This is a genomic window from Paraburkholderia sp. J8-2 (genome assembly GCF_905220195.1).
Taxonomy (GTDB): domain Bacteria; phylum Pseudomonadota; class Gammaproteobacteria; order Burkholderiales; family Burkholderiaceae; genus Paraburkholderia.
The window spans coordinates 176,259-190,360 of sequence record NZ_CAJMZA010000010.1 but is presented as its reverse complement, the minus strand read 5'-3'; the positions used below and the strand labels follow the sequence as shown (position 1 = coordinate 190,360).

11 protein-coding genes are annotated in these 14,102 nt (G+C 58.0%); 5 read left to right on the top strand and 6 right to left on the bottom strand.

The window, feature by feature from the left end; all coding sequences use genetic code 11:
* Positions 1–456: 456 nt before the first annotated feature.
* A complete protein-coding gene (locus U5A52_RS22700; RefSeq protein WP_321936310.1) occupies positions 457–1,305 on the top strand; it encodes a DeoR/GlpR family DNA-binding transcription regulator in 849 nt (282 codons plus the stop codon).
* A gap of 226 nt (positions 1,306–1,531) precedes the next feature.
* Here the strand turns inward: U5A52_RS22700 and U5A52_RS22695 are convergent, their stop codons facing one another.
* The 6 genes from U5A52_RS22695 to U5A52_RS22670 form a co-directional block, all read right to left on the bottom strand.
* Complete coding sequence (locus U5A52_RS22695; RefSeq protein ID WP_321936309.1) at positions 1,532–2,971, bottom strand: gamma-aminobutyraldehyde dehydrogenase; 1,440 nt, start codon at positions 2,969–2,971, stop codon at positions 1,532–1,534.
* A gap of 75 nt (positions 2,972–3,046) precedes the next feature.
* Positions 3,047–3,856 carry an ABC transporter permease gene (locus U5A52_RS22690; protein ID WP_321936308.1) on the bottom strand — a complete coding sequence of 270 codons (810 nt, stop codon included), beginning with the start codon at positions 3,854–3,856 and terminating at the stop codon, positions 3,047–3,049.
* Positions 3,846–4,703: an ABC transporter permease gene (locus U5A52_RS22685; protein WP_321936307.1), complete on the bottom strand. Its 858-nt coding sequence runs from the start codon at positions 4,701–4,703 to the stop codon at positions 3,846–3,848. Before U5A52_RS22685 ends, U5A52_RS22690 begins: the two co-directional genes overlap by 11 nt.
* Before the next feature lie 107 nt (positions 4,704–4,810).
* Positions 4,811–5,836 carry an ABC transporter ATP-binding protein gene (locus tag U5A52_RS22680; RefSeq protein WP_321936306.1) on the bottom strand — a complete coding sequence of 342 codons (1,026 nt, stop codon included), beginning with the start codon at positions 5,834–5,836 and terminating at the stop codon, positions 4,811–4,813.
* A gap of 100 nt (positions 5,837–5,936) precedes the next feature.
* A complete protein-coding gene (locus U5A52_RS22675) occupies positions 5,937–7,103 on the bottom strand; it encodes an ABC transporter substrate-binding protein (RefSeq protein ID WP_321936305.1) in 1,167 nt (388 codons plus the stop codon).
* A 460-nt stretch (positions 7,104–7,563) separates the two neighbouring features.
* Positions 7,564–7,710: a hypothetical protein gene (locus U5A52_RS22670; RefSeq protein WP_321936304.1), complete on the bottom strand. Its 147-nt coding sequence runs from the start codon at positions 7,708–7,710 to the stop codon at positions 7,564–7,566.
* Positions 7,711–8,756: 1,046 nt separating this feature from the next.
* Between U5A52_RS22670 and U5A52_RS22665 the strand changes: the two genes are divergently transcribed.
* From U5A52_RS22665 to U5A52_RS22650, 4 genes are all read left to right on the top strand, one after another.
* Positions 8,757–10,094, top strand: a complete 1,338-nt coding sequence (locus tag U5A52_RS22665; RefSeq protein WP_321936303.1) for an FAD-binding oxidoreductase — start codon at positions 8,757–8,759, stop codon at positions 10,092–10,094.
* A 131-nt stretch (positions 10,095–10,225) separates the two neighbouring features.
* Positions 10,226–11,005 carry an IS21-like element helper ATPase IstB gene (istB, locus tag U5A52_RS22660; RefSeq protein WP_321936302.1) on the top strand — a complete coding sequence of 260 codons (780 nt, stop codon included), beginning with the start codon at positions 10,226–10,228 and terminating at the stop codon, positions 11,003–11,005.
* A gap of 266 nt (positions 11,006–11,271) precedes the next feature.
* Positions 11,272–11,652 (top strand): hypothetical protein, encoded by a 381-nt coding sequence (locus tag U5A52_RS43325; protein WP_415774037.1) that lies wholly within the window; start codon positions 11,272–11,274, stop codon positions 11,650–11,652.
* 863 nt (positions 11,653–12,515) lie between these two features.
* The gene (locus U5A52_RS22650) at positions 12,516–13,871 is read left to right on the top strand and encodes an MmgE/PrpD family protein (RefSeq protein WP_321936301.1); all 1,356 of its coding nucleotides are present in this window, start codon (positions 12,516–12,518) and stop codon (positions 13,869–13,871) included.
* Positions 13,872–14,102: the final 231 nt, after the last annotated feature.

Genomic DNA, 14,102 nt, shown 5'->3' with positions numbered 1-14,102 from the left:
GCACTCAGCATTACAGCATCCCGGACCAAGTCGCGATGGACGTCAGGCCTTCGGACCGGTGTCGCCACCCCATACCCAGGATCCATCCCAGATTCGCGCGCACCTTTACAAATCTGGGATGGGACGCTGGATGCGATACCAATGCGGGGTCGAGCCTTAGCCGGCCTGCACCGATCACTGGCAGCCCCCGCTCCGCGCCAGATTTCGCGACACAGATTTGTGTGAGGATACGACGTTGCGAAAGCTCAACGGTGAATGGAGATGAACACAACGCCTGACATTCAGAGGCCGGCTACCCAAACGGCCGTCAAGCCAATCCTCTCATGCCGCCTCATCCCGTGACGGTCGAGTCTCGGCACACCGGAAAGAGAAAAACCTGGGCGATAGACTGGGAGTGGGCGTCGCACCTTACTGTGGGTTAGGCCACACATTAACTTTAGGATCAGCGGAGACGAAATGATCAGATCCCGAGCAAGCAAAAGTACGAGTGGGGATTATGTGGAGACAGTGCCCGAAGACATGCTTCAGGCCGAACGGCAGGAGCGTATCGTCGACTGGTTCGACCACAATGTCGGCGGATCGAATCAAGAACTTGCACGCCTTTTCAACGCATCGGTATCGACCATCCGCCGCGACCTCGACGCTCTTGCCGCGCGCGGTATTGTAAGGCGGACTCACGGGGGCGCGGTCCGCACCCGGCAGCAGGTGACAGAGGAACAATCAATTGTCGAAGCACGCGGTACGGCCGTAGAAGAAAAGCGTGCTATCGCTGTTGAAGCCGCGAGACGGCTATCGGCTGGCCAAAGCATTTTGATTGACACAGGCTCGACGGTGTACCCGTTTGCCCAGCTAGTTGCCGACCTGAAAATCCCCCTCACAGTGGTGACCAGTGACCTGATGGTGGCGAATATGCTAACGGACAAGCCTCATATCCAGCTGATCGTGCCAGGTGGCCTGTGCCGGAGTGAAGCGTTCACACTGCTTGGCGAACCAGGATTCTCTTTTCTCCGCGGCTTGCGGGTCGATCAATTCTTTATGTCAGCGCAGGCAGTAGACGAACAATGCGTCTCCGACACTTTCCTCGAACTGGTGACGCTTAAGCGCTTGATGCTTGACGCAACGACTCACACAATATTGTTGATCGACAGTAGCCGCTTCGCCTCCCGGGCGATTCATCGCGTTGCCGATTTGACGGGGATTCAGGAAATTATCACGGACGATGGACTCGGTGACGCTGAATACCAGCGATATCTGCAACTCAATGTGAAGATCACCCGCGCACGGACGGATGTGCCGACCCTGTAAAACGGCACCACGCCAAGGTTGGGATTTTCGCGCGACCGGAGGCGGGCAACTCCCGCAGGTGGCCCGCCCGGTGGCGATTAACGAGCGCAGCAATCGGCCGCTTCCTCCCTAAATCTCGATACCTGAGAGATTCCCTGCGGCCGCATCGAGACAGACTCAACACGTTCGCAAGGGGAAGGACCTCGGTCGAAGCACCCACCTTTTCCAGACGTGTCTCACGAATTCCTTATGAGAATTTCGCCATGATGTGGCGCGCGCAGGTGTAATCCTCAAGCGCAAACGAGGACATGTCCTTACCGTAGCCCGAGCGCTTCATGCCGCCATGCGGCATTTCACTAACAAGCGTAAAGTGCGTGTTGATCCATGTGCAGCCATATTGGAGCTCTGCCGCCACCTTGAAAGCCTTGTTTACGTCGCGCGTCCAGACCGAACTTGCTAGCGCGAAGTCTGAATCATTTGCCCAGTCGATAGCCTCGTCGACACTGTCGAAACGTGTCACCGAGACAACCGGACCGAAGACCTCGCGACGCACGATTTCATCGTCTTGATGCGCTCCGGCCACAACCGTTGGTTCGTAGAAGAAGCCTCGCCCCTCTGCGACCTTGCCGCCGGTTGTGATCTCGATGTGTTTCTGGCTCTCGGCCCTTTCGACGAAGCCGGCCACGCGTGCGCGCTGGCGCTCGGAAATCAAAGGTCCCATTTCGACACCTTCCAGGCTCTGTTCCCCGTAACGGATCGAGCCGACCGCGCACGTCAGATCAGCAATGAGTTTCTCGTATATCTTGCTCTGCGCGTAGATGCGACACGCCGCCGTGCAATCCTGCCCGGCATTGTAGAATCCGAAGGTACGCAAACCTGCGACGACCTCGTCCAGATCGGCGTCGTCGAAAACGATTACGGGTGCCTTGCCCCCAAGTTCGAGGTGCGTGCGCTTTACCGAGCGCGACGCAGCCTCAAGGATCCGCTGACCGGTCGAGACATCACCCGTCACCGAGATCATGCGGACCTGCGGTTGTGAAATGAGCGGTGCACCCACGGTGTCGCCCCGCCCCGTCACGACATTGACGACACCCGCCGGGAAGATTGCGGCGAACAATTCTGCTAGCTTAAGCGTAGTAAGCGGCGTTTGCTCAGACGGTTTCAGGACGACGGTATTGCCTGCGGCCAATGCGGGCGCGAGTTTCCACGCAGCCATCATCAACGGGTAGTTCCAGGGTGCAATGGACGCAATCACGCCGAGCGAATCGCGGCGGATCATGCTCGTGTGCCCTGCAATGTATTCGCCTGCGGATGGACCATGCTGCGTGCGGCACGCTCCTGCAAAGAAGCGAAACACGTCAGCAACGGCCGGAATCTCGTCGTTGAGCGCGCCGAGATACGGCTTGCCACAATTGAGGGATTCGAGGCGTGCAAACTCTGTCGCACGCACTTCGATGGCGTCCGCAAGCTTGAGCAAGAGCGTTGCGCGGTCCTTGGGCGTAGTACGGGCCCATGCAGGCCATGCACGGCTGGCGGCAGCGGTGGCCGCCTGCACCTGTTCGAGGGACGCCTCTGGAACGAGCGCGATGACTTCGCCCGTCGATGGATTGAAGATATTTTCTGCGCCACCGTGACCCGACTGGAACTCACCGCCGATCAGTAGTTGTGTTTGCAAAGCCTTGTTCATTTTACCTTTCCCGATATATGAATAATCCTAAATATCTGAATATCTACAACCACGCGAACGCTGTACGAGCTGCGTTCAGCGGCTGCTTCCCGCTGTACTTTCCGTATCACGGGTTAGATACCACGCACCGAAAATCGGGATCAAGGTGATCGCCATGACCATCAGAGCAACAACGTTCGTGACCGGCACGTCGCGAGGACGCGAAAGTTGGTTGAGCAGCCAGATCGGGAGTGTGCGCTCCTGACCTGCTGTAAAGGTCGTGACGATGATCTCGTCAAAACTCAGCGCGAACGCAAGAATTGCTCCAGCGAGCAGGGAGGTGGCGATCTGCGGTAGCACGATATGGCGGAGCGTCTGCCAGCCATCCGCACCAAGATCCATCGACGCCTCGACGAGGCTCGATGGCATTCGGCGCAGACGGGCGACCACGTTGTTGTACACCATGACCACGCAGAACGTGCCGTGCCCGACCGCAATGGTCCAGAACCCCAGATCGAGGTTTGCGGTCTTGAATGCGGAAAGCAGTGCGATCCCCGTGACAATGCCAGGCAGCGCAATAGGCAGGATCAGTGCGAAGGTAATTGCTTCCTTGCCGAAGAAATTTCGCCGATAGAGCGCACCAGCCGCTGCTGTCCCGAGGGTCATCGCCAACAGTGTGGCGAGCGCGGCAACCTTGATAGAGAGCCACGCCGCGTCGAGCATGTCGTCGCGCGCGAAGGCGTCTGCAAACCAGTGCAGCGTAAACCCCTTTAGCGGGAAGCTGAACGCGCTTGTCTCCGTGTTGAAGGCATACAGCGCGACTACGAGGATCGGCAGGTGCAGGAATGCCAGCCCGCCCCAAGCGGCGCCGCGCAGGAAGACCGATGGTTGAGCGTCAGAGTGCATCGAAGGCTCCTAACCTTTTGGCAAAAGCGAGATAGACGCCGATAAGCAACATCGGTACGAGCGTGAACGCGGCCGCCATCGGTACGTTGCCGATCGAGCCCTGCATCGTGTAGACCATCGTGCCAATGTATAAACCGCTCGGACCGACGACTTGCGGAATGATGTAGTCGCCAAGCGTAAGGGAAAACGTGAAGATCGAACCCGCGGCTATGCCCGGAAACGTGAGCGGGAGGATCACGGTGCGAAACGTCTGGCGAGGATGCGCGCCAAGATCAGCAGAGGCGTGAAGAAGATTTGCGGGAATTCGTTCGATCGCTGCCTGGATCGGCAAGATCATGAATGGCAGCCAGATATAGGTGAAGACAAGGAATCGACCAAGATTCGAGGTCGAGAGCGAATCGCCGCCAATTACAGGCAAATGCAACAACGCGTCCAGCGCAGGGCGCAGATGAAGTGTTTCGACGAACCAGTAGAGCATGCCCCCTTGCGCAAGGATCACTGTCCACGCGTAGACCTTAACAATATAACTCGCCCACATTGGCAGCATCACGGCCACATAGAACAGCCCCTTTTTCCATCCTTTTGTGTAACGCGCCATGTAGTAGGCAATCGGGAAAGCAACCAGCGCGCTCATGATCGTTACGCAGCACGCCATCCCTGCCGTGCGCAAAATGACATCGAGATTGGCTGCATCGTGCACGAGCGCCAGATAGTTCGCGAACGTGAAGTCGCGACTGACGGCCATCGTAAAATCGTCGAACCGGTAGACACTTTGCAGAAGCAGCGCGAGAAGCGAACCGAGGTAGACTACGCCGAACCACAACAGCGGCGGCAACAACAGCAACAACAGATAAAGATTCGCGTGGCGATAGAGGAACCCGCTTGCGCGGCGCAAAAGACTATCGCGCGCGCGAGGCGGAAGTGGAACGGCCGTGTTTGAGGTCGTAGGCATGCTCATCCTCTTTTCTCCAGCACCACCATCGCGCGACGCGACCAGGCGAGGGTCACCGCCCCGCCAACGGTGGGCAGGCTCGCCGTCGAATCGTCCTGGTTCGAAACGGTGACGGCAAGCGTCTGCCCGGAAGCCGAGCGCACTTCGAATCTGCTCGTCGCGCCGTGGTACTGGATATCGATGAGGATGCCTGGCAAGTGCACATCTGCGTCGATACCCGATTGTGCCTTTACGAAGCGGATGTGCTCGGGACGGATGGAGAACGCCGTATCGACACCTGCGAGCTGCAGCGAGCCGGGATCGGCGATGACATTCGAGGTGCCCACGAAATCCGCTACAAACGGCGTGGCTGGACGCGTATACAGATTGCGAGGGGTGTCCACCTGCTCGATGCGGCCCTTGTTGAACACGGCGACGCGATCGGACATCGAAAGCGCCTCGCCCTGGTCGTGCGTCACGTACACAAAGGTCACGCCAAGCTTGCGTTGCAGAGTCTTCAGTTCGGTCTGCATCTGCTCACGCAGCTTAAGGTCAAGCGCGCCGAGCGGTTCGTCGAGCAACAGGATGCGCGGACGCAGGACCAGCGCGCGCGCCAGTGCCACGCGTTGCCGCTGGCCGCCCGAGAGCTGGCCGGGGCGGCGGTCGCCGTAACCGCCAAGCGCGACGAGATCAAGCGCCTCTTCAGCCTGCTTTAGACGGACGCGCTTGTCGACCCCGCTGACAAGCAGCCCATACGCAACATTATCGCGAATGTTCATATGAGGGAAAAGCGCGTAGTCCTGGAACACGGTGTTCACGTCGCGCTGATATGGAGGCAATCCAGTGGCGTCGCGCCCGTGCAGTACGACGCGCCCTGAGCTTGGTTGCTCGAAGCCGGCGACCAGGCGCAGACAAGTGGTCTTGCCTGAACCGGACGGGCCCAGCATCGAAAAGAATTCGCCGTCCTCGACAACGAGTGATACGTCGTCCACGGCACGCACGCCGCCGTAATGACGTGATACGTTTGAGAATGTGACTGCGCTGTTCATGTGATTTCCTGGCCGTACTTCGGTGTGTCATGGCGAGCAGCCCATGAGTCCCCGATGCAATGCTGCCTATGCGCCGGACCCATCGCTGCCTCGTGTCGCTCTATCGACCGCCCATAATCGAGATGAAATCCTGAGTCCAGCGGCTGTATGGCACGCACTTGCCTTGCGAGCCGCAATTTGCTACAGGGGTCTTCCAGAAGTGGATCTGATCGAAACGGTTGTAGCCGTTGGACGCGCAGAAGTTGCTGCCCCCGACCGCTTTCTGGTCACACCCGCCCGAGATGACGGGATTAGAGCCAAACCATTCGGCGAGGTCAGCTTGCAGCTTGCGGTTGAGCGACCAGTTCATCCACTTGTAGGCGCAAACGGGATGAGGCGCATCCGCATGCATCATCGTCGTGTCGGCCCACCCCGTCGCGCCCTCCTGCGGAATCGTCGCAGCGATCGGGAATTTCTCGGCCTGGAGCGAATTGACGGTATAGCCCCAAGCGCTCGACACTGCGATCCCTTCGTTCTTGAAGTCGTTCATCTGCACCGTGACGTCGTGCCAGTAGCGGTGCACGAGTGGCTTTTGTGCACGCAACACCTTGAGCACTTCCGCGTACTGCGCTTCATTCAGTTCGTACGGGTCTTTGATGCCGAGCGCTGGTTTCGTACGCATCAAATAGAGGGCGGCGTCCGCCACGTAGATGGCGCCGTTATAGGCCTGGACACGCCCCTTGTTAGTTTTGCCGTCAGGTAGAGTTTGCTGTTCAAACACGACGGACCACGAAGTCGGCGCCTTTGGGAAGATTTTCGTGTTGTATGCGAGAAAATTTGCCCCCCACTGATACGGAACGCCGTAATGCTCACCGTTCACCGTATACCAGGGAGCGTTCTGCAGCCGCGGCTCAATGGTGCTCCACGCAGGAATCAGCGCGGTATTGACTGGCTGCACCTTCTTCCCGTAGATCAGTCGCAGGCTCGCGTCGCCAGACGCTGTCACGAGATCGTATCCACCCTGATTCATGAGCGAAACCATTTCATCCGATGTCGCCGCAGTCTTCACGTTGACCTTGCAGCCCGTTTCCTTTTCGAATCCAGTAACCCAATCGTATTTCTTGTCAGTGTCCCCGCGCTCGATGTAGCCTGGCCATGCAATGATGTTGACCTGCCCTTCCGGCTTGCCGAGTTGCGTGAGCGGCGCCGCGCCCGCCGAAGTGGCAAGCCCAGCGTCAAGAAGCGTTGTGACCGCGATAGCAGCGGCGATCCATGAGTTTTGCGGCATTTTCTAGTTCCTCTTGTGGTTGCGTCGGGCAGCCCGACGGTAAGGGGTCCACGGCAACTTCGACGAAGGTTTTTCGCGGTTGTGGTAGTTGCCATTCTTGGTCGGTAAGCCAAAACACCAATACGAGCGATAGGTATTTCCGGACGGTAGTCGGCCATAGTTCATCGGGACACGTCACTAGAAGTGGCTGTCCGTTTGGGTATGTACGCCGCCCGCTAGGCATCACGTGTCACCGTCGGGCAATATCACGCCACCTGGCACGGACCGTTGGTGAGCTTCCTGGTCGCATGATTGAGATGCTGCCTCGTAAAACCCTTAACGTGATGCGCCGAGAGTGCTCGCACTTCGAAATAACCGCTCATCTCGCGCTCGATATCGGCGAACCAGATTGAGGACTTGCTCTGCGTGCGCGAGTACTCGCGCGCCACGGCGAGAACCTGCTAAACCAGATCAGACAGATTCAGGCTGCGTCGCCAGGCAGCGCCAATGTCAACAGTCGGCGTTCGCCAAGGATCTCTTGCACTTCGAGCCAGTCGCCGTCGAGCGACCACGGGCGATAAAGCACATCGGGAAGAATCGACAGGCCTCTCTTGTCAGAGAGACTCATTCAAGGCGCCTCCATACCTAGCCGACGGAACGCAAGATCCTGAGCGTTGCTGCGCCAAGGTCCATACACGACATGCGTCCAACTCACGAATACTCACCCCCGCCCCAACGTCCTATACGACGCGCGCCGCTGTGCACATAGCCTCGCGTGGCACAACATCCCAGTCGTCTCACGGTGGCGCTGATGCCGAGCGGTTCGCTCCATGTCCGCATGACTCCGTTACGCGAGCGCCGGACACGTTCTCGCCCTTAAGGTCAGCCCTTCACATCCATGGTTGGCCGAACTTCGCACCAGAAGATTGATCGCGCGGGGCACGTGCAACCTCATACGACCGCAAATACCCACGCGCCAGCAAAGCGCTCAACTGCCGCGCGCATCGCCAGCCACCCGTGACGCTCTTGATGCCCTTCAACGGACCGCCGGTACATCAAACGCACCACCATCAATCCATAAACATGTCACATTCAATCATAATCTACCACACATGATCGCCGCGGTCATCGGTGAAAACCATTGTTTGGATGCACTTCGCCGATGGAAATCAGTGTAATATCTTGATATTAGTGGAATCTTGACGCGAACATGCGCGTAAACACCTACGACAAACAACGCTCATAATGTTCCACAGAAGCTATCATTTCTACCATGAACAATCACCTAGATGAACAACTGAACAAGAAGGATGCTTGCCCCGTTCGCGACGAGCTCCTTGCAGTCGAGGTGCCACCCAACCATGGACGTGTTTTGTTTGGGTCCTCAGTGCGCTGCACAGCGGCTTGCTGACCGTAGCCTGAGGATTTGCATCGAGGCGTTGGAACGACCCGGGTGGACCCGCCGTCTGCCTGCGAGACCCTGTTACTGGCCAGACTGGAGCGACGCTTGAGGTCCGAGGCAACACGTTCCCTAACAGAGTCGCGCCGACCATGCGGGCAGCGAGCGCTCAACCCCGCCCGCTAGCTAAGGCGCAGCCAACAGAGGCCAGAGCGGCGAGTGTCATCATTGTCGACCACTGCCATTAACCTTCATCTGCAGGATTACCAATTAATATGGGACCAAAAGTCGACACCGTCTCCGAGGACACGACCGTACCCACCGAAGTCGACGTCGTAGTGATTGGCGGCGGGATTATTGGCGTTAGCACTGCCCTTTCTCTCAGCGACAAGGGGTTGCGCGTCGCGCTCTGCGAAAAAGGCCATATTGCGGGCGAGCAATCAAGTCGCAACTGGGGGTGGGTTCGTGTCACGCATCGAGATTTGCGCGAGCTCGAACTGAGCATCGAGAGCGCGAAGCTCTGGCGTAAGCTGGATGAAACACTTGGGATCGAGACCGGGCTGAGCCAGTGCGGCGTCCTGTATATGACTGACGACGACAATGTCCTGGAAAGTCATCGCACTTGGCTGGAGAATGCCCGATCCGTGGCGGGCGATACGTTCGATACACGCATAGTGGACTCGAAACAGGTCGCCGCGTTGTTACCCGGCGCAGTGAAGACCTTTAAGGGAGGGTTGTACACGCCGAGCGACGGGAGGGCTGAACCGCAAAAGGCCGCGCCCGCGATCGCAAATGCGTTGCGCAAACGTGGCGTCAAGATTCTCACCCCATGCGCCGCGCGCGGTATCGAAACCAGTGGCGGACGGGTTAGCGCGGTCGTTACCGAGCACGGCACCATTCGCTGTCAAAGCGTCGTTCTAGCGGGCGGAGCCTGGTCGCGGCTCTTTTGTGGGAACCTGGATATCGACCTGCCACAACTGCTTGTGCATGGATCGGTTTTGCGCACCACCCCGGTTGAAGGGGGGCCAACGTGCAATGCAAGCAACAAGCGGTTTGCGTTTCGCAAACGTGCTGATGGCGGCTACACCGTCGCGTACGGGTTTCGCTCGTACAGTGACCTGACGCCTGACAGCTTCCGCCTTTTCTTCAAATACATCGAAGCGCTAAAGAGCCAGTTAGGTTCTCTGCGAATCGGAGTCGGCGCGCGTTTCTTTGAAGAACTACGTCGCCCCCGCCGTTGGGCGCTGGATCAGCCTACGGCGTTCGAACAGGTTCGCACTCTCGATCCAGACCCAATGGTCCGTTTCGTGGATGGCGGCTTGCGCGAATTCATAAGTGTGTTCCCGCGTCTTGCCACCGCTCGCATCGCACATCGGTGGGCGGGTTACATGGACGTTACACCTGACGCCATTCCGGTGATCTCTGGCGTGGATTCTCTGCCGGGACTCTTTATCGGAACCGGCTTTTCCGGGCATGGATTTGGGATTGGCCCGGCCGCTGGCAAGCTCATGGCGGACCTCGTCACCAACGATACGCCGCTCGTGAACCCCCACGCATTTCGCCTCAGCCGGTTCAACGACGGTACGAAAATCGTAATCGACGCAGGCTTCTAAGGTACAGGTGGGCAAAAAGACGGCGCAATTGCGTCACGATCGGCAGTCCTGCCATAAGGAAGCGAACGGTGCGATCGCCACGTCGCTCGTCGGATTGAACAGTCGGCCGTTCATGACAGGAGATCACTATCGTGTCGCATCATCCAACCGTCGAGAAGCTCCGCTCGCTGCGTCTGTTCGGCATGGCCACTGCACTGGCGGAACAACAGGCGCAGACCGGCATCGATCAGCTCGGCTTCGAGGAGCGTCTCCGGCTACTCGTCGACCGCGAAGCCAACGAACGCGAGTCGCGCCTGCACAATGCGCGACTGTGCCGGCTCAGCGCACGTCTGCGCCGCGCAAAACTGCGTTTCCCTGACGCCGTTCCGGAAGACATTGACTACCGATCGCCGCGCGGCCTAGACCGCACGCTGCTCGCCCGACTGCTGACCGGCGAGTGGATTCAGGAGCGACAGAACGTGATCCTGGTGTCGCCGAGTGGTCTCGGAAAAAGTTGGCTGGCCTGCGCCTTAGTGAATCAGGCCTGCCGACAAGGCTACTCCGCCTGCTACTTACGCATGCCGACGTTCAGTGAAGAGATCGCCATTGCACACGGAGTCGGTCGCTATGCCCAACTCCTCGGGCAGTGGGCCCGAACCGATATCCTGGTACTCGACGATCTCGCGCGGGCGCCGATGTCCGCTCAGGCGTGGCGTGACTTGCTCGAGGTGCTCGAAGACAGGCACGGCTCGCGCTCGACAATCATTACCAGCCAGATTCCCGTCGAAAATTGGCACCCCACCATCGGCGACCGGACGCTAGAGGACACGATCCTCAATCGCCTCATTCATACAGCGCATCGCCTGACGCTCGCCGGCGAATCGATGCGCACGCGCAGAAACGGGTTGACCAGCAAGGCCGTGTCGGAGTAACGACCGCGCACCCAAATGGCCACGTCCGTAGCGTTCACATGCGCAGAATGCCCCTTCGAATAGCCGAGGAGCACCGTTCTCTCAAGCCTGGAGCGTATGTTCGGCTTGCACGGAAGCGCACGCCACTCGTGCACCCTCAACGGCAACCCTTCAACTGACGTAGAAGAATGATCTGCCGATCTGCTGCGGGTGCAGTTCTTTGATTCGCCGGCATAACGCCGTGGGAAGGACAACGCAGTCCGCTCAATTTGATCGGCATTGCATGCATGCCAAGGACTTCCATCACGCTCGGATTGTTGTATGCCTATGCACGCTGGTTTCTGCGGATCTGTCCGATTTTCCGCGTCAAACCACGTCGCGAATGCTCAACGAGCTCTACACAAAAACACGAAGAGAACCCACGCGTTCACCTCGAGAGCTTCGATGTGATTGCCACCCTCCCTGCTCGATCACCGTTGGAATCTGCAACCGATCTCGCCGAATGCCTCGGCCGCATGATTACGTTTGTGCCCTTCCAACGACAATTATTCTCTGCCGGTTTTGCTACCCTGCTGCTGTCAGTTGCCGCATCCTGCTTGCCGAGGAAACGCCTTCGTAAGACGTTTGAAGTAGTGCATCTTGTTCTTCATCTGGCCGAGTTGCGATGATACCTGCTCCAACGTTTCCACAAGCTACCCCCTGAGCACCTGCACGCGCTTACAGCGTCGTTTCGAGCAGTAGCTCCCGCATGGCCTAGCCACCAAGACTGGCAGCTGGCAGTTGCGGTTGTGCTGTCGTGCAAGCGCAGGCACCCACGCCATTTCAACTCACCTGAACGTCGAGCTGACGACAGATATTTGGGAAGTTAGGGCAGCGAGTTTCTCGAAAATTCCGATAATTAGAATTTATATCCACAATATGTTGCGATAAAAAGAATTTTTTGACGGCCGTTTCATTTTTCGATATCTTGACCGCTAGAGGATTGAGGCAGAATAGCTTACTGACTGGCCTTTCACTGACGCATACGGCGATTGATGCGCCTTTTGTTATCGGAACAAAGCGAGAGACCACCCGCGCGGATGTTCAATCTGCAGCGGCTAGCTTGGGAGCCAAGTCGTTCACCATGTTTCGCAGGGTCATACTGCCATTGCCCACGCAATCGATTTCCACAGCGGCGTGGGCTTGCCTTTTGGGGTTACTTCTGCGAGTTGGCGAGCACGCCTTTCCTGGCCGAAAAATCCGTGGCGACGCTGGGGGTTGCGATCTACCGCAATACAACACGAAAGTCGCTCCACAGTTCGCGACGACGTTGTTTCGTCGGGTCCTCGAGATCGCATCTTCTGATGCTGCCCCTGGAGAGCACTGGACGAGCGATTGGAAACCAAGATGAATCAACTCGGCATGAATGCCGCGATCGTCCTGTGAATACGCAAGCACCCTTCACATTCCTGCCATTGCACGCGACGACACGGATAAAGGGTATGTCAGCCAGCACGAAAGTGCCTCATATACGCACTGGTGAAATCAAATCATGCATGCAATCGAAGAACTCGCGAAATTCGCCGCGACGCACCCGGCCGGAAGCCTCTGTCTATCGACGAAGAACGCTTGCGCGGTCTTGATCACTGATCTTTTGGCGGCTGTTGCAGCTGGTCTGGATTCCAAACTGGCGGTTGCGGCCCGTCAGGCCGCGATAGCAAACTATGGAACGGGACCGGCGAATGTCTGGTTGACCTGCAATACCTTGTCGATAGCAGGTGCGGCTATGGCCAATGCCGCAGCGGCAAGCTCGCTCGACTTGGATGATGGTCATCGTGGTGCTGCGGGGCATCCTGGTGCCGGCATCATTCCGGCCGTTTTTGCCATTGCGCAGGCGATCAGCGTCTCCGACGAGGAGATATTCGAAGCGATCGCCATTGGTTACGACGTGGCGCTGCGTGTGGCAACAGCCCGTCCAACGCCAACAATTGATACCTATAGCAGTGGTCGCTGGGTGAACTACGGAGTAGCCGCCGCAGCGGGACGTCTTCTGAAGCTAGCGCCCTCACAGATGGCCAACGCCCTCGCCATAGCAGGCGCAGAGGGTCCGATTGGGGTAAAGAAAGGCACTAGCCGCTATCAGGGCAGCACAGTGAAGGAGCTCATCCCGCCCGCAGTTGTCGCCGGGTTAACGGGTGCATTTCGTGCTCAAGCCAATGCAACCGGCCCTCTCGACCTGCTGGACAATGAGCAGCTTTACGTGCGGTCAGTGATGACTGGCGAACTCGGTCTACATTGGTGGCTGGAGGACTGCTATCTAAAGCCATATGCCTGCTGCCGTTACATGCACGCGGCGATCGATGCAATTCTTGCAATGCGGCGTGCTTGTGCGCCGATCTTAACCCTGCGCATCGAGACCTTCCAACGTGGAACCGAACTCTCCAACGAGCGTGCCCCTCTGACTTTAGAAGGTGCACAATATAGCTACCATTTCAGTTGTGCTCTCGCCGCCCTTTATGGCCGGGAAGCCTTGCAGCCGGTCGATCCAATGCGGCTACACGATCCGAAGGTTCTTGAGCTAGCTGGGCGCATCGAACTTATTGCCCATCCCGACTTTGCTGAGAGCTTTCCCAAGGGAACTCCATGCCGCGTGATCCTCGATCAAGGCAATGGGCCAGAAAGCTGCACAGTCATCTCTCCGCTTGGTGATGTCGACAATCCGATGAGCCCAGCACAGGTCAGAGAGAAGTTTCGGCGTCTCGCAACCACCAATCTCGACCCTGCCTGGCAGGATTCCGTTCTGAGAGCCCTCGACGGACTAACGACGGCTGGTTTCGTTCCGTTGTTCGGCACTCTCAACAGCGGCCTCGGTAAAATTGATCAATCAAAAGAGCGGGTATTAGCGTGAATTGTGGATTTACTCATCGAATCACGCCATTCAAACTCTCGTTCCGGGGAGGGGCGAACGCCCGCCTCGCCCTTCTATCCTCCAGCCGGATGCCGCCTGACCCGTCGGCCAATATCGCATCATGAAAATGTATGTCGAACCAAGTGGCCTGTGCTCGAAGGAACTCAATCCTGCCGACGGAGCTGACAGCCGTCAGATCGAAATGCCCTGCACTCTTTAAGTGTCCCAGGC